The 19,699-nt window shown below is 70.9% G+C and carries 15 protein-coding genes and 1 pseudogene; 13 read left to right on the top strand and 3 right to left on the bottom strand.

The window, feature by feature from the left end:
* Positions 1-63 precede the first annotated feature (63 nt).
* From AB0K11_RS00080 to mutM, 3 genes are read left to right on the top strand one after another with little or no spacing between them, the layout of a single operon-like run.
* Positions 64-666 carry a DUF177 domain-containing protein gene (locus AB0K11_RS00080; RefSeq protein WP_364971337.1) on the top strand — a complete coding sequence of 201 codons (603 nt, stop codon included), beginning with the start codon at positions 64-66 and terminating at the stop codon, positions 664-666.
* Positions 663-1,364, top strand: coding sequence for a ribonuclease III (gene rnc / locus AB0K11_RS00075; protein ID WP_364971336.1), 702 nt, complete (start codon positions 663-665; stop codon positions 1,362-1,364). The genes AB0K11_RS00080 and rnc overlap by 4 nt, the downstream gene beginning before the upstream one ends.
* Entirely contained in the window at positions 1,357-2,220 is an 864-nt protein-coding gene (gene mutM, locus AB0K11_RS00070) for a bifunctional DNA-formamidopyrimidine glycosylase/DNA-(apurinic or apyrimidinic site) lyase (RefSeq protein ID WP_364971335.1), read from the top strand. Before rnc ends, mutM begins: the two co-directional genes overlap by 8 nt.
* 1 nt (position 2,221) lies before the next feature.
* Here the strand turns inward: mutM and AB0K11_RS00065 are convergent, their stop codons facing one another.
* The gene (locus AB0K11_RS00065) at positions 2,222-3,040 is read right to left on the bottom strand and encodes a hypothetical protein (RefSeq protein ID WP_364971334.1); all 819 of its coding nucleotides are present in this window, start codon (positions 3,038-3,040) and stop codon (positions 2,222-2,224) included.
* A gap of 126 nt (positions 3,041-3,166) precedes the next feature.
* On the opposite strand from AB0K11_RS00065, the gene AB0K11_RS00060 reads away from it, so the two are divergent.
* From AB0K11_RS00060 to smc, 3 genes are read left to right on the top strand one after another with little or no spacing between them, the layout of a single operon-like run.
* Complete coding sequence (locus tag AB0K11_RS00060; RefSeq protein ID WP_364971333.1) at positions 3,167-3,595, top strand: OsmC family protein; 429 nt, start codon at positions 3,167-3,169, stop codon at positions 3,593-3,595.
* Positions 3,579-3,863 (top strand): acylphosphatase, encoded by a 285-nt coding sequence (locus tag AB0K11_RS00055; protein ID WP_364971332.1) that lies wholly within the window; start codon positions 3,579-3,581, stop codon positions 3,861-3,863. Before AB0K11_RS00060 ends, AB0K11_RS00055 begins: the two co-directional genes overlap by 17 nt.
* Before the next feature lie 27 nt (positions 3,864-3,890).
* Positions 3,891-7,481 carry a chromosome segregation protein SMC gene (gene smc, locus AB0K11_RS00050; protein ID WP_364971331.1) on the top strand — a complete coding sequence of 1,197 codons (3,591 nt, stop codon included), beginning with the start codon at positions 3,891-3,893 and terminating at the stop codon, positions 7,479-7,481.
* A gap of 12 nt (positions 7,482-7,493) precedes the next feature.
* Here the strand turns inward: smc and fni are convergent, their stop codons facing one another.
* Entirely contained in the window at positions 7,494-8,495 is a 1,002-nt protein-coding gene (fni, locus tag AB0K11_RS00045; RefSeq protein WP_364971330.1) for a type 2 isopentenyl-diphosphate Delta-isomerase, read from the bottom strand.
* A gap of 61 nt (positions 8,496-8,556) precedes the next feature.
* Between fni and ftsY the strand changes: the two genes are divergently transcribed.
* The 7 genes from ftsY to AB0K11_RS00010 all read left to right on the top strand — a co-directional run bounded on the left by ftsY (position 8,557) and on the right by AB0K11_RS00010 (position 18,685).
* On the top strand, positions 8,557-9,900 hold the full coding sequence (gene ftsY / locus AB0K11_RS00040) for a signal recognition particle-docking protein FtsY (RefSeq protein ID WP_364973573.1): 1,344 nt from the start codon (positions 8,557-8,559) through the stop codon (positions 9,898-9,900).
* Between the two features lie 174 nt (positions 9,901-10,074).
* A complete protein-coding gene (locus AB0K11_RS00035) occupies positions 10,075-11,457 on the top strand; it encodes an ammonium transporter (RefSeq protein ID WP_364971329.1) in 1,383 nt (460 codons plus the stop codon).
* 6 nt (positions 11,458-11,463) lie between these two features.
* Positions 11,464-11,802 (top strand): P-II family nitrogen regulator, encoded by a 339-nt coding sequence (locus AB0K11_RS00030; protein WP_003881099.1) that lies wholly within the window; start codon positions 11,464-11,466, stop codon positions 11,800-11,802.
* Positions 11,803-11,873: 71 nt separating this feature from the next.
* Positions 11,874-14,372: a [protein-PII] uridylyltransferase gene (locus tag AB0K11_RS00025; protein ID WP_364971328.1), complete on the top strand. Its 2,499-nt coding sequence runs from the start codon at positions 11,874-11,876 to the stop codon at positions 14,370-14,372.
* An 18-nt stretch (positions 14,373-14,390) separates the two neighbouring features.
* Positions 14,391-16,001: an allophanate hydrolase gene (locus AB0K11_RS00020; protein WP_364971327.1), complete on the top strand. Its 1,611-nt coding sequence runs from the start codon at positions 14,391-14,393 to the stop codon at positions 15,999-16,001.
* A gap of 48 nt (positions 16,002-16,049) precedes the next feature.
* Positions 16,050-17,606 carry a signal recognition particle protein gene (gene ffh, locus AB0K11_RS00015; protein ID WP_364971326.1) on the top strand — a complete coding sequence of 519 codons (1,557 nt, stop codon included), beginning with the start codon at positions 16,050-16,052 and terminating at the stop codon, positions 17,604-17,606.
* Complete coding sequence (locus tag AB0K11_RS00010; RefSeq protein ID WP_364971325.1) at positions 17,603-18,685, top strand: amidohydrolase family protein; 1,083 nt, start codon at positions 17,603-17,605, stop codon at positions 18,683-18,685. The genes ffh and AB0K11_RS00010 overlap by 4 nt, the downstream gene beginning before the upstream one ends.
* 10 nt (positions 18,686-18,695) lie before the next feature.
* Here the strand turns inward: AB0K11_RS00010 and AB0K11_RS00005 are convergent.
* Positions 18,696-19,699 (bottom strand): annotated as a pseudogene (locus AB0K11_RS00005) (DUF222 domain-containing protein); the annotation flags it as partial.

Here is a 19,699-nt window from a genome sequence, read left to right as displayed (position 1 = left end):
ACACCTCTGCGGCAGCCGTGATCCCGCGTCTGCCGCGTTGAGCAGCGCCGTAACATCGCACACATGGCTACGCAGCGGAGAGCGCGACACCGTGCAACACCTTCGCCGCTCGTGCTCGACCTGTCCACGCTGGGCCGGCGACCGGGCTCCATGCTCACCATCCGCGAGACGATCCCCAGTCCGCTGCGGATGGGCCTGGACCTCGTCGCGGTCGAGAAGGACGCCCCGCTCGAGCTCGACCTGCGGGTCGAGTCGGTGTCGGAGGGCGTGCTGGTCACCGGCACCGTCTCCGCGCCGACGGCCGGCGAGTGCGGGCGCTGCCTGACCCCGATCACCGGCCACGTCGACATCGACCTGACCGAGTTGTTCGCCTACCCCGACAGCGCCACCGACGAGACCACCGAGGCCGACGAGATCGGCCGGGTGGGCTCGAGCGGTCAGGCCGACACCGTCGACCTCGAGCAGCCGATCATCGACGCCGTCGGTCTCGCACTGCCGTTCGCTCCACTGTGCGGGCCGGACTGCGAAGGGCTGTGCGCCGAATGCGGCGTCCGGTTGGCCGATGCCGAGCCGGACCACCACCACGAACAGCTCGACCCGCGCTGGGCGAAACTCGCGGCGCTGCTGCCCGACGAGGCGCCCCGGGAACCGGGGGACGATTCGTGACCGACCGCGCGCCGCTGCTGGAGGCGCTGGGGGTGGACCTGGCCCCCGAACTGCTGACCATCGCCCTGACCCACCGCAGCTACTCCTATGAGAACGGCGGCCTGCCGACCAACGAGCGCCTGGAGTTCCTCGGTGACGCCGTGCTCGGCCTGACCATCACCGAGGAGCTCTACCACCGCCATCCCGACCGGTCCGAAGGTGACCTGGCCAAGCTGCGCGCCAGCATCGTAAACACCCACGCGCTCGCCGACGTCGGCCGCAATCTCAGCGCCGACGGGTTGGGCGCCTACCTGTTGCTCGGCAAGGGTGAGGAGCACTCCGGCGGCGCCGACAAGTCGAGCATCCTCGCCGACGGCGTCGAATCACTGCTCGGCGCAATCTATGTCGAGCACGGGCTGGTGACCGCGCGGGAGGTGATCCTGCGGTTGTTCGCCGGGTTGATCACCACCGCGCCGACCCTGGGCGCGGGGCTGGATTGGAAGAGCAGCCTGCAGGAGCTCACCGTGGCCCGCAGCATGGGCGCGCCGTCCTACGTCGTCACCTCGACGGGCCCGGACCACGACAAGGAATTCACCGCCACCGTCGTCGTCGCGGACATCGAGTACGGCAGGGGAGTGGGCCGCACCAAGAAGGAAGCCGAGCTCAAGGCCGCCGCCGCGGCGTGGAATGCGTTGTCGGCCACGGGTGTCGATGCCTGAACTACCCGAGGTGGAGGTCGTCCGGCGAGGCCTGGACGCCCATGTCACGGGCCGGACCATCACCGCGGTGCGGGTCCATCACCCGCGGGCGGTCCGGCGGCACGGCGCAGGCCCCGCCGACCTGACCGGACGACTCCTCGACGCACACGTCACCGGGACCGGCAGGCGGGGAAAGTACCTGTGGCTCACCCTCGACGACGGTGACACAGCGCTCGTCGTCCACCTCGGCATGAGTGGCCAGATGCTGCTCGGCCCCATCCCCAACGAGAACCACCTGCGCATCGCCGCGCTGCTCGACGACGGCACCGCGCTCAGCTTCGTCGACCAGCGCACCTTCGGCGGCTGGCAGCTGGCCGACATGGTGACCGTCGACGGCACCGACGTCCCCATGCCGGTGGCGCACCTGGCCCGCGATCCGCTCGATCCGCGGTTCGACCGCGACGGGGTGGTGACGGTGTTGCGGCGCAAGCACTCCGAGATCAAGCGTCAGCTGCTCGACCAGACCGTGGTGTCCGGCATCGGCAACATCTACGCCGACGAGGCGCTGTGGCGGGCGAAGGTCAACGGCACCCGGCTGGCGTCGGCGCTGACCCGTCGGCAACTGGCCGAACTCCTCGACGCCGCCGCCGAGGTGATGACCGACGCGCTCGGGCAGGGCGGCACGTCGTTCGACTCGCTGTACGTCAACGTCAACGGCGAATCGGGATACTTCGACCGGTCGCTGGACGCCTACGGCCGCGAAGGGGAGCCGTGCCGGCGCTGCGGTGCGGTGATGCGGCGCGAGAAGTTCATGAACCGCTCGTCGTTCTACTGCCCGAGATGTCAGGCCAGGCCCCGGGTGCGGCGCGTTCCCTGACCTACTTCGGGATCTTCGGGAAGCCGGGCGCCGCGGTCATGCAGACCTTCCAGTCGTCGCCTTCCTTGCTGAAGTGCACTTCCTCTTTCTGGGTCCCGGTCTCCACCTGGGCTGTCGCCTTGTCACCGTCGACCTCGATGTCGGAGATCTCCGCGGTCTCCGTCGACGAGCCGGGATCGCCCGGGACGTCGAGATCGCCCAGATCGCCGAGGTCACCGAGATCCCCGAACGATTCGAACAACTCACGGTCGCCGGCGCAGAAGTAACTCTGCAGTGCGGCGTCGAAGTCGCTGCTGGCATTGATGTCGTCGAACAGCTGACGGATCGCGGCCTCATCGTCCGACGCGGCCGAGGTGCCACCGCCGCCTGCCGAATCACTGCCGTCGTCGCCGCGGCCGGCCACCAGCGCGATGACGACGACGAGTGCGATGACCAACGCGACGCCGATTCCACCGAACAGCAACCATTTTCCGCGTCCGCCGGAACCGGGCGGTTGCGGGACGGGGCCCCACCCGGGCGGCGGGTACCCCTGGTAGCCGCCGGGCGGATACTGCGCGCCCTCGTAACCGTAGGGCGGTGCCCCGTACTGCTGCGGCTGACCGTATTGCTGGGGCTGCCCGTACTGCTGGGGCTGGCCGAATTGCTGGGGTTGACCGTATTGCGGAGGCTGACCGTATTGCTGGGGCGAGCCGTACTGCTCGGACGGTGGCCCGTACGGTCCCTGCTGCGGCGGACCGTACTGCTGCGGCGGCCCGTAGGGTCCGTGCGGGGACCACTGTCCCTGGTACGGATCGGGCGGCGTGGGTGGAACGTTCGTCATCTGTTGCTCCTGAGGCAGTCGCGACGACCGTAACACCGGGGCGCCATGCGGGCGGGCACTCGATTCGGCGACGACACCCGGCCGGGGCGGGGAATTGCCGCGGCCACCAGGTTGTAGAAAGAGACCATGACGGAACTGTGGGTGCAGCGTACGGGTGTGCGTCGCTACACCGGGCGGAGCTCGCGCGGCGCCGAGGTGCTGATCGGCAGCGAGGACGTGGACGGCGTGTTCACCCCGGGCGAGCTGATGAAGATCGCCCTCGCCGCCTGCAGCGGCATGTCGAGTGACCAGCCGCTGCGCCGGCGTCTCGGCGACGACTACGCCGCGACCATCCGGGTGTCCGGGGTGGCCGACCGCGAGCAGGAGCGTTACCCGCTGCTCGAGGAGAAGCTCGAGGTGGATCTATCCGGGCTGTCCGAACAGGACCGCGCGCGGCTGCTCACCGTCGTGGAGCGGGCGATCGATCAGGTCTGCACGGTAGGCCGGACGCTCAAATCAGGCACCACGGTGACCTTCGAGGTCGACGGCGGGACGGGCGATGCCGCAGGACGGTGACGTCCGGCTGACCGCCTGGGTGCACGGCCGCGTGCAGGGCGTCGGCTTCCGGTGGTGGACGCGGTCGCGGGCACTGGAACTCGGGCTCACCGGCTATGCCGCCAACAAGCCCGACGGCAGGGTGCAGGTGGTGGCCCAAGGCTCCCGGGACGCGTGCGAGCGGCTGCTCGACCTGCTGCAGGGCGAGACCACCCCGGGCACGGTCAGCACCGTCGTCGCCGACTGGTCCGACGCGGGCGAGCCGATCACGGGGTTTCGCGAGCGTTAGCCGCGGCGGTCAGTAGTCTGGCACGTCATGCATCTCAAGAGTCTGACGCTGAAGGGCTTCAAGTCCTTCGCATCGCCGACGACTCTGCGCTTCGAACCCGGCATCACCTGCGTCGTCGGGCCTAACGGGTCGGGCAAGTCCAATGTGGTGGACGCGCTGACCTGGGTGATGGGCGAGCAAGGCGCCAAGACGTTGCGCGGCGGCAAGATGGAGGACGTCATCTTCGCCGGCACGTCGTCGCGCGCGCCGCTGGGCCGCGCCGAGGTCACGCTGACCATCGACAACTCCGACAACGCGCTGCCGATCGAGTACTCCGAGGTGTCGATCACCCGCCGGATGTTCCGCGACGGTGCCGGCGAGTACGAGATCAACGGCAGCAGTTGCCGATTGATGGATGTCCAGGAACTGCTCTCCGACTCGGGCATCGGCCGGGAGATGCACGTCATCGTCGGGCAGGGCAAGCTCTCGGAGATCCTGGAGTCCAGGCCCGAGGAACGCCGGGCGTTCATCGAGGAAGCCGCGGGCGTGCTCAAGCACCGCAAGCGCAAGGAGAAGGCGGTCCGCAAGCTCGACTCCATGTCGGCCAACCTGGCGCGGCTGAGCGACCTCACCACCGAACTGCGCCGCCAGCTCAAACCGCTGGGCCGGCAGGCCGAGATGGCCCGCCGCGCGCAGACCATCCAGGCCGACCTGCGCGACGCCCGGCTGCGGCTGGCCGCCGACGACCTGGTGACCCGCAAGACCGAGTTCGACAACACCGACCAGGCCGAGACGACGCTGCGCCGCGAGCACGACGAGATCACCACCCGGCTGGAGGCCGCGACCGCCGAACTCGACGGCCACGAGGCGGCGGTGGCGTCGCTGTCCGAACGCGCCGAGGGCGCCCAGCAGACGTGGTTCCGGCTGTCGGCGCTCGCCGAGCGGGTCGGCGCGACCGTCCGCATCGCCAGTGAGCGGACTCAACTGCTCGATTCCGAACCCGAGCCGTCGACCGGTCGCGATCCCGACGAGCTGGACGCCGAGGCCGACGAGATGGCCGCGCGGGAGGCGCAGCTGCTCGGTGAGCTGGAGGAGTCGCGGCGGCGCCTCGAGGAGGCCCGTGCCGAACAGTCCGAGAAGGACCGGATCGCCGCCGAGGCCGAGCGCGCGCACATGGCCGCGGCCCGCGCCGAGGCCGACCGCCGCGAAGGGCTGGCGCGGCTGGCCGGGCAGGTCGACACGATGCGCACCCGGGTCGAGTCGATCGACGAGACCGTGGCCCGGCTGTCGGTGGGCATCGAGGAGTCCGCCGCTAAAGCGCAGCAGGCCAGGGCGGAATTCGAGACGGTGCAGAGCCGCGTCGGTGAGCTCGACGCCGGCGAGGTCGGCCTCGACGAACACCACGATCGCAGCGTCACCGCCCTGAGGCTGGCCGACGAACGCGTCGCCGAACTGCAGTCCGCCGAGCGCGGCGCCGAACGTCAGGTGGCATCCCTGCGCGCCCGCATCGACGCGCTCGCGGTCGGCCTCGATCGCCGTGACGGTGCGGCGTGGCTGCAGAAGAATCACAGTGGCACAGGGCTTTTCGGTACCGTCGCCAAGCTGCTCAAGGTGCGCGCCGGCTATGAGGTGGCCATCGCGACGGTGCTCGGCCCGGCCGCTGACGCACTCGCCGCCGACGACTTCGGCGCCGCCCGGTCGGCGGTGGCCGCGCTCAAGGAGTCCGACGGCGGGCGCGCCGCGATCGTGCTGGGCGACTGGCCCGCGGCCAGCGCGCCGACGGCCGGGACGCTGCCCGCGGGAGCATCGTGGGCCACCGAGCTGGTCGACGCGCCCGACCGGCTGCGTGGAGCCGTTGCGGCGATGCTGGCCGGCGTCGTCGTGGTCGGCGACCTCGCGGCGGCGCAGCAACTGGTGAGCGCGCAACCCGCCCTGCGTGCGGTCACCATGGACGGTGACCTGTTCGGGGCGGGCTGGGTCAGCGGCGGGTCGGACCGCAAGCCCAGCACGCTGGAGATCGCCTCGGAGATCGACAAGGCCCGCACGGACCTGGCCGCCGCGGAGAAGCTGGTCGGTGAGCTGACCGCCGCGCTGGCCGGTGCGCTCGACGAACAGCGTGCCCGCCAGGACTCCGCCGAGGAGGCACTCGCCGCCCTCAACGAATCCGACGCGGCGATCTCGGCCATCTACGAACAACTCGGCCGGCTCGGGCAGGACGCCCGTGCCGCCGACGACGAATGGCAGCGGCTGATGAGCCAGCGCGACGAGCTGGAGACCGGCCGCGCCCGCACCGTCGAGGAGCTCGCCGAGATCGAGCAGCGCCTGCACAACGCCGAGCAGGTGCCGACCCTGGAGGCCGAGCCGGTCGACCGGCAGGCGTCGATGACCGCCGCCGAGGCGGCCCGCTCCGCCGAGGTCGAGGCGCGGCTGACCGTGCGCACCGCCGAGGAACGCGCGAATGCCGTTCGCGGCCGCGCGGATTCACTGCGCAGGGCGGCAGCCGCCGAGCGCGAGGCGCGGCTGCGGGCCCAGCGTGCCCGGCAGGCACGCGAGCACGCGGCGACGGTGGCCGCCGCCGTCGCGGAAGCCGGCCGCCTCGTCGCGCAGCGGTTGACCGCGGTGGTCGGGGTGGCCTCGCGCAACCGCGACGAGCTGGCCGCCCAGCGTCAGATCCGTGCCGCGGGGCTGGCGAAGGCGCGCGAGGACGTCACCGCGCTGAGCGCGAGGATCAGCACGCTCACCGACGCCCTGCACCGCGACGAGGTCGCCAAAGCTCAAGCGGCACTGCGCATCGAGCAGCTGGAATCACAGGTGCTCGAGCAGTTCGGGATGTCGCCTGCCGACCTGGTCGCCGAGTACGGCCCGCAGGTGCCGCTGCCGCCGACGGAGCTGGAGATGGCGGAGTTCGAACAGGCCAGGGAACGCGGGGAACAGGTGACCGCGCCCGCCCCGATGCCCTACGACCGGCCCACCCAGGAGCGGCGCGCCAAACGCGCCGAACGTGAACTCGCCGAACTGGGCCGGGTGAACCCGCTGGCGCTCGAGGAGTTCGCCGCGCTGGAGGAACGCTACAACTTCCTGTCCACCCAGCTCGAGGACGTCAAGGCGGCCCGCAAGGACCTCGAAGACGTCATCGCCGACGTCGACGACCGCATCCTGCGGGTGTTCGCCGAGGCGTACTACGACGTGGAGCGTGAGTTCACGCAGGTCTTCGCGTCGCTGTTCCCCGGGGGCGAGGGCAGGCTGCTGCTGACCAACCCGGAGGACATGCTGACCACCGGCATCGAGGTGGAGGCGCGCCCGCCGGGCAAGAAGGTCAAGCGGCTCTCGCTGCTGTCGGGCGGGGAGAAGTCGCTGACCGCGGTGGCGATGCTGGTGGCGATCTTCCGGGCACGTCCGTCGCCGTTCTACATCATGGACGAGGTCGAGGCCGCGCTCGACGACGTCAACCTGCGCCGGCTGCTCGGCCTGTTCGAGCAGCTGCGGGAGCGATCGCAGCTGATCGTGATCACCCACCAGAAGCCCACCATGGAGATCGCCGACGCGCTGTACGGCGTCACCATGCAGGGCGACGGCATCACCCAGGTGATCAGCCAGCGGATGCGCGGCCAGGAACTGACGGCCGGCGCCGCGACCTGACCGAGGTCGGGTCTAGACGTCTTCGACGCCTCGGCGGCGCAGCGAGGTCAGGGTGGCCGCACCGCAGCCGTGCAGGCAGATCCGCAGCTCGTCGATGAATCGGTGCAGCCAGTCCGTCGCCGCATCCGCGGACTCGATGGCCGGCTTGAGCAGCGGGCGGGCGACGGCCACCACGTCGGCGCCCATCGCCAGCGCCTTGGCCGCATCCATCCCGGTGCGGATGCCCCCGGAGGCGACTACCGGCACGTCGGGCAGTGTGCGGCGCACCTCGAGCAGCGCCCGGGCGGTCGGGATGCCCCAGTCGCCGAGAGCGGGGTGGCGGATCTCGCCGTAGCGCACCAGTTGCTCGACGCGCGCCCACGAGGTGCCGCCCGCACCTGCGACGTCCACCGCGGCGAGCCGGCAGTCGACGAGCTCGGCCGCCGCGGCCGCGCCGATGCCGTGGCCCACCTCCTTGAGCAGCACCGGGTAGCCCAGGCTGCCGGTGACCTCGCGCAGCCGGGCGAGCGAGCCGGAGAAGTCGGTGTCGCCGTCGTGCTGCATGGCCTCCTGCAGCGGATTGGTGTGCACGGCCAGCGCGTCGGCGCCCACCCGCTCCAGCACCCGCTGCAGGGCGGGCACCACGTCCGCGGTCAGCTGCGCCAGGCCGACGTTGCCGATCAGCAGGGCGTCCGGGGCGACGTCGCGGACAGTGAAGCTCTCGGCGGCCGCGTCGTTGTCGAACATGATCCGCTGCGAACCCAGCATCATCCCGACGCCGAGGCGGTGCGCTGCGGTGGCGAGATTGCGGTTGATGACGCCCGACAGTTCCGCGCCGCCGGTCATCGCGCCGATCAGCACCGGGGCGGCGAGCCGTTTACCGAGGAACTCGCAGGACAGGTCGACGCTGCCGAGGCTGGTCTGGGTCAGCGCGTTGTACGGCAGCCGGTAGCGCTCGAAGCCGGTGGTGACGCCGTGATACTCGACGTCCCCGTCCAGGCAGACGTCGATGTGGCGGCGCTTGCGGGTCTCCATGCCCCCGGGGTCGGAATTCAACGCCCCGCCCCCCTGACACAATGGCGGGGTGACCCAAGGTGTGCCACTCGGAGTGTGGATCGCAATCGCGGTCATCGCCGTTCTGCTCGTCACTGCGCTCGTCGTCGGCCTGGTCCGATACCGGCGGAGGCGGATCAGCCTGGCCGCACCCGACACTGCCACACCGCTCGACCGCTCCGGCGGATACACCGCCTCAACCGGCATCACGTTCACACAATCGTCAGCGCCGCCCGCGCCGCCCAAGGCACCACCCGGGCGGATCGACACCAGCGGACTGCCTGCCGTCGGCGACGACGCGACGGTGCCGCGCGACGCCCCCAAGCGCCCGATCGCCGACGTGCGGCTGCCGGAGCCCGAGACCGTCACCGAGCCCGAGCCCGAGCCCACCGAGGCACCCGAGCCGCCTGCGCCGGCCCCCGAGCCCGAGCCGGCCACCCGAGCCGCGCCGGAACTGGACGTCATCGCCCCGGCCGACGGCCGGCTCGACCGGTTGCGGGGGCGGCTGGCGAAGTCGCAGAACGCTCTGGGCCGCAGCATGCTCGGCCTGCTGGGCGGCGGGGACCTCGACGAGGACTCCTGGGAAGCCGTCGAGGACACCCTGCTGATCGCGGACCTCGGCCCGGTGGTCACCGACTCCGTGGTCGCCGCGCTGCGCACCCGGATGGCCGCCGCCAACGTCCGCTCCGAGGCCGACGCACGCGCGGTGCTGCGCGAGGTACTGATCGCCGAACTCCAGCCCGGCCTGGACCGGTCGATCCGGGCGCTGCCGCACGCGGACAAGCCGTCGGTGCTGCTGGTCGTCGGCGTCAACGGCACTGGCAAGACCACCACGGTCGGCAAGCTGGCCCGCGTGCTGGTGGCCGACGGGCGCCGGGTGGTGCTGGGTGCCGCCGACACGTTCCGGGCCGCCGCGGCCGACCAGTTGCAGACCTGGGCGTCGCGGGTGGGCGCCGACGTGGTGCGCGGACCCGAGAACGCCGATCCCGCGTCGGTAGCGTTCGACGCCGTGGACAAGGGCATTGCGACCGGCGCCGACGTGGTGGTGATCGACACCGCGGGCCGGCTGCACACCAAGACCGGCCTGATGGACGAGCTCGGCAAGGTCAAGCGGGTGGTCGAGAAGCGGGCCTCCGTCGACGAGGTGTTGTTGGTCCTCGACGCCACGATCGGGCAGAACAGCCTGCCGCAGGCGCGGGTTTTCGCCGAGGTCGTCAACATCACCGGGGTGGTGCTGACCAAACTGGACGGCACGGCCAAGGGCGGGATCGTGTTCCGCGTGCAGCAGGAACTCGGCGTGCCGGTCAAGCTCGTCGGCCTCGGTGAGGGCCCCGACGACCTGGCGCCGTTCGAGCCCGGCGCCTTCGTCGACGCACTGCTCGGCTGACGCGAAGAACGCGAAAGTCCACGATGTAACACCGGCGAAACCTCGACCGCCCATCCGTTCACACGAGCGAAACACCCTGGCGTCTTCGCGGAAACAACCACTGCGCATTGTCTTGGACCAGGTCAACGGTTGTGAATCCTTGCGGCCGTGGCATGTCGAAGGAGGAAACTGCGAGTGGACCAATTCCCGACGATGGGTATACCGGACACCGGTGATACAGCGTGGATGTTGATAAGCGCTGCCATGGTGCTCCTGATGACCCCCGGTCTGGCGTTCTTCTACGGCGGCATGGTCCGCGCCAAGAGCGTCCTCAACATGATCATGATGAGCGTCAGCGCGATGGGCGTGGTGACCGTGCTCTGGGTGCTGTACGGCTACTCGCTTGCCTTCGGCAACGACGTGGGCAACCTGTTCGGCGACCCGACGCAGTTCTTCGGCCTCAAGGGCCTGATCGGCGGCAACGCCGCCGAAGCCGTGGTCGCTGACCCGAGCGCGGGCATCGAGGCCGCCGAGGTGGTCAACATCCCGCTGGTGTTCACCTTCCCGGCGACGGTGTTCGTGGCGTTCCAGCTGATGTTCGCGATCATCACCGTGGCGCTGATCTCCGGCGCCGTGGCCGACCGCATCAAGTTCAGCGGCTGGCTGGTGTTCGTCGCGCTGTGGGTGACGGTGGTGTACTTCCCCGTCGCGCACTGGGTGTTCTCGTTCGACGGTGGCACCGCCGAGACCGGCGGCTGGATCGCCAACAAGCTGGCCGCCATCGACTTCGCCGGTGGCACAGCGGTTCACATCAACGCCGGTGTCGCCGGTCTGGTGCTGGCGGTCATCCTCGGAAAGCGCAAGGGCTGGCCGGGCACCCCGATGCGGCCGCACAACCTGCCGTTCGTGATGCTGGGCGCCGGGCTGCTGTGGTTCGGCTGGTACGGCTTCAACGCCGGTTCGGCGACCGCGTCCGGCGGGCTGGCAGGCTCGACGTTCGTCACCACGACGGTGGCCACCGCGATGGCCATGCTGGCCTGGCTGCTCACCGAGCGGATCCGCGACGGTAAGGCCACGTCGCTGGGCGCGGCGTCGGGCATCGTCGCCGGCCTGGTGGCGATCACGCCGTCCTGCTCATCGGTCAACGTGCTCGGCGCGCTGGTCATCGGAGCGGTCGCGGGCGTGCTGTGCGCCCTGGCCGTCGGCCTGAAATACAAACTGGGCTATGACGACTCGCTCGACGTGGTCGGTGTGCACCTCGTCGGTGGCCTGGTCGGCACGCTGCTGATCGGCCTGGTCGCCGCCCCGGAGACCGGTGCCGGTGTCGCGGGCCTGTTCTACGGCGGAGGAGTCGACCAGTTGTGGCGCCAGGGTGTCGGTGCAGGGGCGGTTCTCGTCTACAGCGCTGTCGGTACCGCTATCTTGGCTCTGATAGTCAAGTTCACCGTGGGCCTGCGGCTCAGCGAGGAAGATGAATCGACTGGACCGGACGAGGCCGAGCATGCCGAGACCGGCTACGACTTCGCGACAGTCGGAGCGGGCTCGACTCTGGGTCGCCACCCCGGCGTGGAGGGATAGGGAAACATGAAGCTGATTACTGCGATCGTCAAGCCGTTCACGCTGGAAGACGTCAAGACCGGCTTGGAGCAGACGGGCATTCTCGGGATGACCGTGAGCGAGGTGCAGGGGTACGGCCGTCAGAAGGGCCACACCGAGGTCTACCGCGGCGCCGAGTACTCCGTGGACTTCGTGCCCAAGGTGCGGGTCGAGGTCGTGGTCGACGACTCCGCGGTCGACAAGGTGGTCGACGTCATCGTGCAGGCCGCACGTACCGGCAAGATCGGTGACGGGAAGGTGTGGGTGAGCCCCGTGGACACCGTGGTGCGGGTGCGCACCGGTGAGCGGGGGGCCGACGCCCTCTAGACCAATCGAGTCGTCGTCTCCCGGCCGAGCACCGTGAGCGTTGAACTAGCTGGGCCGGGAGGACACTCGAAATGACCGATCAGACATCAGATCCCGCCGCCGGGGCACCTCGTTGGGAGGCCCCGGCGGCGGGCTCGTCACGGCCGGCCACCGACCTCGTCAGCGCATCGGCGCAGCTGATCGCCGGGGGCGCACGCCAGTTGGACACCGTGGCCCTGCGGGACGCGCTGCTCGACCTGCACGATTTCTGGCTCAGCACCAAGGCCACCGAGATCGGGATCACGACCACCAGCGGTTTCGCGATCGTGGCGACGGGCGGACTGGGACGCGGCGAACTGCTGCCGTACTCCGATCTCGACCTGATGCTGCTGCACGACAACATGCCTGCCGATGTGGTCGGCCAGGTCGCCGAGCTGCTGTGGTATCCGTTGTGGGACGCCAACATCCGGATCGACCACAGCGTGCGCACGGTGCCGGAAGCGCTGAAGGTGGCAGGCGAGGACATCTCCGCGGGCCTGGCCATGCTCGACGCCCGCCACATCGCCGGCGACGCGGACCTGTCGTCGTTGCTGATCGGCGGCGCCCGCAGGCAGTGGCGCACCGGCATCGGGCCCCGGTTCGGTGAGCTCGTCGAGCACACCAGGGCGCGGTGGCAGCGCAGCGGGCAGATCGCCCACCGCGCCGAACCCGACCTCAAGTCCGGCCGCGGCGGGCTGCGCGACGTCCAGCTGCTCAACGCGCTGGCCATCGCACAGCTGGCCGATGTCTACCCCAGCCGGTCGCTGGCCTCGCCGACCGGCTCCCTGGGAGAGGCGCACATGGCTCTGTTGAACGTGCGTACCGAGCTGCACCGGGTCTCTGGGCGCGGCCGGGAGACACTGCTGGCCCAGCACGCCGACGAGATCGGCGCTGCCCTGCGCATCGGGGACCGTTTCGACCTTGCCCGCATGCTGTCCGACGCGGCGCGCACCGTCAGCTACTACGTCGACGCAGGCGTGCGCACCGCCGCCAACGCCCTGCCGAAGCGGGGTTTCGCCGCGCTGCGCCGCCCCGTGCGTCGACCGCTGGACGAGGGCGTCATCGAATTCGCGGGCGAGGTGATCCTGGCCCGCGACGCACGCCCGGAACGCGACCCCGGGCTGATCCTGCGGGTCGCCGCGGCGTCGGCAGCCACCGGGCTGCCGATGGCGGTGTCGACGTTGAGCCGGCTCGCCGAGAACGCGCCGGAGCTGCGCACGCCGTGGCCCGGGCAGGCGCTCAAGGACCTGCTCGTGATGCTGGCCGCCGGTCCGAGTGCCGTCGCGACCATCGAGGCGCTCGACCGGACCGGGCTGTGGGGACGGCTGTTCCCCGAATGGGGCGCGGTGCGCGACCTCCCGCCGCGCGACGTCGTGCACATCTGGACGGTCGACCGGCACCTGGTGGAGACCGTGTCGCGCGCAAGCGCCTTCACCACCCGGGTGTCGCGCCCGGACCTGTTGCTACTGGGTGCGCTGTGCCATGACATCGGCAAGGGCCGCGGCGGTGACCACAGCGTGATCGGCGCCGAGTTGGCCAACCAGATCGGAACCCGACTCGGGTTGTGGCCCAGCGACATCGACGTGTTGTCCACGATGGTGCGCTACCACCTGCTGCTGCCGGACACCGCAACCCGCCGGGACCTGCAGGACCCCAAGACCATCGACGCCGTGGTGGACAAGCTGGGCGGCGACCTCGTCGTCCTGGAGCTGCTGCACGTGCTGGCCGAGGCGGATTCGCTGGCCACCGGACCCGGCGTGTGGGGTGACTGGAAGGCATCGCTGATCGGCGATCTGGTCCGACGCTGCAGGCTTGTGATGGCCGGCGAGCCGCTGCCACATCCGGATCCCGTTGACCCCCATCACCTCGAGTTGGCCGCCCAGGTCGGCGTGCATGTCGAGCTGACGGCGGGCGACAGCCCGCACATCTACCACGTGACCATGATCGCCCCGGACCGCCGCGGCCTGTTGTCGAAGGCGGCGGGAGTGCTGGCACTCAATTCGCTTCGGGTGCACTCGGCGTCGGTCAACAGTCACTCGGGCTCGGCCATCAACACCTTCGTGGTGTCACCGCACTTCGGCACCCCACCGGCGGCCGAACTGCTGCGCCAGCAGTTCATCCTGGCCCTTGACGGCGATCTGGACGTGCTGGCGGCGCTGGACAAACGGGATCGCGACGCGGCGCAACACGGAACCACCCGGGCCGGCGAGGTGGTGGCCGCGGTGCCCGGCAACCAGGTGCCCGCCCCGCCGCGCGTGCTCTGGTCCGACGGCACCGCCGACGGTGAGCTGATCGTCCAGATCCGCAGCACCGACCGCGCCGGCCTGCTGGCGAGGCTGACCGCGGTGTTCGAGCGTGACGGCGTCGACATCGCGTGGGCGAAGGTCACCACGCTGGGTGCCTCGGTGGTCGACGCCTTCTGCATCGTCATCCCCGCCATGACCCTCGACGAGGGGGCGGGGGCGGACCGGGTGCGCGAGGAACTCGAACACGACCTGTACGGCGTGCTGCCCGCGCCGCCGCCCGCCAAGAAGGTGTCCGAGGCCAGCTAGGCCGCACCGGAGGCACAGATGACGGTGTGGATCAGCAGGCGCCCCGATCGCGAGGTGGCCTCGGAACTGGCTGCCGGACATGGGCCGCTGGCGGGGATCCGCGTGGCGGTCACGGACGACGTGGACGTCGCGGGGCTGCCGACCACGGCCGGCTGTCCGGACTTCAGCCACCGGCCCGACCGGGACGCGGCCGCGGTGGCGGCGCTCCGGGCCGCGGGTGCGGTGGTGGTCGGCAAGACGAACATGGACCAGTTCGGCACCGGGCTGCTCGGGACGCGGTCCCCGTACGGGACTGTCCGCGACCATCGGCGTCCCGACTTCGTCAGCGGCGGTGCCAGTTCCGGTTCGGCGGTGGCTGTCGCCGCCGGTGAGGCCGACATCGCGGTCGCCACCGGCTCGGGCCGGATTCCGGCTGCGCTGCAGGGCATCGTGGCGGTCACGCCGACCATCGGGGTGATTTGCGCCGAGGGCGTGACACCGGGCGGCGAGTCCCGCGATGGCGTCTCGCTGTTCGCTCCCGACGTCGAGCTCGCCAACCGCGCGATGGCCGTGGTGGCCGCCGGAGCCTGCGATCGTCGATGGCCCGCGGACACCCGGTTGGCGGCGCCACCGAACCCGGTGGTCGCCGTCCCGCGCGAGCTGCCTGCGCTGGACCCGACGTGGCACGCGGCGTTCGCGCGGGCCGTTGCGACCCTGTCGGATGCGGGCGCGGTGATCGTCGAGATCGACCTCAGCCCCTTCCTCACCGCGGGCCGACTCCTGCGCGAAGGGGCGATGGCCGGCGAACGCTGTTCTGCCGTGGTCGAATTCGTCGACTCCCGGCCGGGGGTCACACTGGATCCGGCGGTGGCCGCCATCATCGCAGGCGCCCGCGCCGTCACCGCACACGAGGTGAGCCGCGACCGCACCGAGGTCGACCGGCTCCGGCGGGTCGCACTGGCGGAGCTCGAGGGTGCGGACGGGCTGCTGGTGCCTGCGGCCCCGATGCACCCGAGGATCAACGAGGTGGCCGCCGATCCGGAGGGCGTCGACGCCAGGATGGGCACCTACACCCATTTCAGCGACGCGTTCGGCATGTGTGGCGTCACCGTGCCCGCGGGCACCGCCGGCGACGCGCAGTTCGGTGTGACGGTGCTGGCGCGGGCGTTCGACGACGCCGTCGCCCTCGACGTCGCGGCGATGCTGACCGGCGATCCCGCACCCGCAGACGTCTGGCCGCTGGCCTCGCTGCACTTCGTCGAGCTGGTGGTGTTCGGTGCCCATCTGCGGGGCGGCCCGCTGGCGCACCAGCTCACCGACCTGGGCGCACGCTTCGCCGGGGAGGTCACCACCGCGCCGCGCTACCGGATGACGGCGCTGGACACGGTGCCGCCGAAGCCCGCCGTCACCCGAGTGGGCGACGGCGCACCGGGCGCCGTGCTGACCGGACACCGGTGGCTGCTGTCGACCGCTGCGCTCGGGGCGTTCCTCACGGCGCTGCCCGCGCCGATGCAGCTGGGCAAGATCGAGCTGGCCGACGGCACGTGGCGCACGGGGTTCGGCTGCGACGGCGAGGCCGCGGCCGCGGGCACCGACCTCAGCCGCTACGGCAGCTGGACCGCGGCGCTGGCGCAGGGGGCGGTCGGCTGAGCGCAACCGCTCTGCTGAGACCCTCAGGACCCGGTTAGGCTGGAGGCCGTGTTTGAATCCCTGTCCGACCGGTTGACCGGCGCCCTGCAGGGCCTGCGCGGTAAAGGGCGGCTCACCGACGCCGACATCGACGCCACCGCCCGGGAGATCCGGCTGGCCCTGCTCGAGGCCGACGTCTCGCTGCCCGTGGTGCGGGCCTTCGTCACGCGCATCAAGGAGCGGGCCAAGGGCGCGGAGGTCTCGGCCGCCCTCAACCCGGCCCAGCAGGTCGTCAAGATCGTCAACGAGGAGCTGATCGGCATCCTCGGCGGCGAGACCCGCCAGCTGAGGTTCGCCAAGACCCCGCCGACCGTGATCATGCTCGCGGGTCTGCAGGGTTCCGGTAAGACCACCCTCGCCGGCAAGCTTGCGAAATGGCTTCGTGGACAAGGGCATACGCCCCTCCTGGTGGCATGCGACCTGCAGCGTCCGGGTGCGGTCAACCAGCTGCAGATCGTCGGCGAACGCGCCGGTGTCCAGGTGTTCGCGCCCCATCCCGGCACCGCGCCCGGCGCACAGGAGTCCGACGGTGTCGGTGACCCGGTGGCCGTCGCGGCGGCAGGCCTGGCCGAGGCCAGGGCCAAGCACTACGACGTGGTCCTGGTCGACACCGCCGGCCGGCTGGGCATCGACGACGAGCTGATGGGTCAGGCGGCGGCGATCCGCGCCGCGGTCGATCCGGACGAGGTGCTGTTCGTCCTGGACGCCATGATCGGCCAGGACGCCGTCACCACTGCCGAGGCCTTCCGCGAGGGCGTCGGCTTCACGGGCGTGGTGCTCACCAAGCTCGACGGCGACGCCCGCGGTGGCGCGGCTCTTTCGGTGCGCGAGGTGACGGGCGTGCCCATCCTGTTCGCGTCCAGCGGCGAGAAGCTCGAGGACTTCGACGTCTTCCACCCCGACCGGATGGCCGGCCGCATCCTCGGCATGGGCGACGTGCTGAGCCTGATCGAGGCCGCCGAGCAGCACTTCGACGCCGAGCAGGCCGAGGCGGCCGCGGCCAAGATCGGCAGCGGCGAGCTCACGCTGGAGGACTTCCTCGAGCAGATGCTGGCGATCCGCAAGATGGGCCCGATCGGCAACCTGCTCGGCATGCTGCCGGGTGCGGGTCAGATGAAGGACGCGCTGGCCGCGGTCGACGACAGCCAGCTGGACCGCGTGCAGGCGATCATCCGCGGCATGACGCCCGCCGAACGGGCCGATCCGAAGATCATCAACGGCTCCCGCCGGCTGCGCATCGCCAACGGCTCGGGCGTCACGGTGGGCGAGGTCAACCAGCTCGTCGATCGGTTCTTCGACGCCCGCAAGATGATGTCGCAGATGGCCGGCCAGATGGGCATGCCGTTCGCGCGCAAGGCCAACAACCGCAAGGGCGGCAAGGGCAAGAACAAGCAGGCAGGCAAGAAGAAGGGCAGGGGGCCGACGCAGCCGAAGATGCCCAATCCGTTGGGCGCCGGGATGCCCGCCGGATTCCCTGACCTGTCGAACATGCCGAAGGGATTGGACGAACTGCCGCCCGGACTCGCCAACATCGACCTGTCCAAGCTGAAGTTCCCGAAGAATTGACCGCGGACTCCACGCGCCTGCACGTCCGGGGCCGCGGACTCCCGGACGGGCAGCCGGTCGAGTGGTGGATCGTCGACGGTGTGCTGAGCGCTGAACCGGTGTCCGACGCCGAGACGGTGTTCGCCGACGGCTGGATCCTTCCCGGCCTGGTCGACGCGCACTGCCACGTGGGGCTGGGTCCCGGTGGCGCCGTCGATGCCGACGAGACGATCGCCCAGGCCGAGACCGAGCGCGACACCGGCGCGCTGCTGCTGCGCGACTGCGGTTCGCCGGTGGACACCCGCAGCCTCGACGACCGCGCGGACCTGCCCCGCATCATTCGGGCGGGTCGGCACCTGGCGAAGCCGAAGCGCTACATCCCGGGGTTGCCGATCGACATCGAGGACGAGTCACAACTGCCGGGATTCGTTGCGGCGCAGGCCCGCTTCGGCGACGGCTGGGTGAAGCTGGTCGGCGACTGGATTGACCGGTCGGTCGGCGACCTGGCGCCGCTGTGGTCCGACGAGGTGCTCGTCGCGGCCATCGGCGCGGCGCACGCCGAGGGTGCGCGCGTCACCGCGCACGTGTTCGGCGAGGATGCGCTGCCGGGCCTGATCAAGGCCGGCATCGACTGCATCGAGCACGGCACCGGGGTCACCGACGACATCATCGAGTTGATGGTGGAGCACGACACCGCGCTGGTGCCGACGCTGATCAACATCGAGAACTTCCCCGGCATCGCCGACGCCGCGGGCAAGTACCCGACCTACGCCGCGCACATGCGGGACCTGCACGCCCGGTGCGACCAGCGGGTGGGTGCGGCCCGCGAGGCGGGGGTGCGGATCTACGCGGGCACCGACGCGGGCGGGATGATCGCCCACGGGCGCATCGCCGACGAGGTGGACGCGCTCAAGCGGATCGGCATGAGCCCCACCGACGCGCTCGGCGCGGCGAGCTGGGTGGCCCGCGACTGGCTGGGCCGACCGGGGCTGGTGGCGGGGGAGTCGGCCGACCTCGTGTGCTACTCCACCGATCCGCGCTCCGGCGCCGCGGTGCTCAACAGCCCGGACCTCGTGATCCTGCGCGGCCGCGCCTTCTGACTCACTGCCCTCAGAAGGGTGGGGGTGTGTTGCGTTCGGCGACGTGGTCGTCGTTGAGTTTGCGTTCGGCGGCGATGCGTTGGGCGCGGTTCTGGGCGCGGGTGCGTCGGCGGGTGGGCATCTTGAGGCCGCGGAACATGTTGTCGGGTGGCGACGTTCGGGTGGTGGCGGCAGGTTGCCGGTGGGTCGGCACAGGGTGGGGAAGATCAGCGCACTGCCGGGTCGGGTGGTGTAGGTGTGGCCGGTGGGTGCCCTCCACACGATGGTGCCGTCGGGGTATTGCACGTCGGTCCACCCCGATGGCCCGCACCAGAATGTTTTCAGGAGATGGTGAAACCGGCACAGGCACTTGAGGTTCGAGGCGTGGGTGGGTCCGGCGGGATAGGGGATGGTGTGGTCGATGTCGGCGCGGTCGGCGGGTTTGTCGCAGCCGGGGAAGCGGCAGGTCAAGTCGCGGCAGCGGATGTAGTCGGCGAGGGCACGCGAGGGGGTGTAGCGGGGTTCGGGTGCGGCGTCGCCGGGGTGGCGGACCGTGCGGCGGCGGGCTGTGCCGGTGGTTTCGGCCAGTAGTGCGGTGGGCAGTATGCCGGCGCCCAGCACGAACGCCATCGGCCTCCGGCACTGTGACTTGCGGGTGGGGGTGGGCGCCGGTTCGGGCGCCGGATCGGTGTCGTCGGGTGACGTTCCGGCATCAGGGGTTTCGCCGTGAGGTGGCCGGCACTCGGCATAGGTAGCGCCGCGGGATTCGCCCGCGCCCGCGTCTGTTGCCTCGTCACCGCCCGCCCCGTGCCCGCCGTCGTCTGCGGTCTCGTCATCGTCGTCCTCTGCCTCGCCGTCACCCTCGCTCTCGTCGGTGATGACGTACACGATGGTGTTGCGGGCGGGGGCGGGGGTGTCGCTGGTGGCGGGGCAGTCGGTGTCGCCGCACGCGCAGGCCAACACTGATGCGCCGGCGCCCAGGGCGCCCAGGGCATCGGCGCGGCGTTCGCTCAGGGTGCGGGGGTCGTCGTCGCA

Origin of the sequence: Mycobacterium sp. NPDC050551 (assembly GCF_040674075.1) — a bacterium.
In the GTDB taxonomy this organism is placed as follows: Bacteria; Actinomycetota; Actinomycetes; order Mycobacteriales; family Mycobacteriaceae; genus Mycobacterium.
This window is presented reverse-complemented; position numbering and strand designations above follow the sequence as displayed.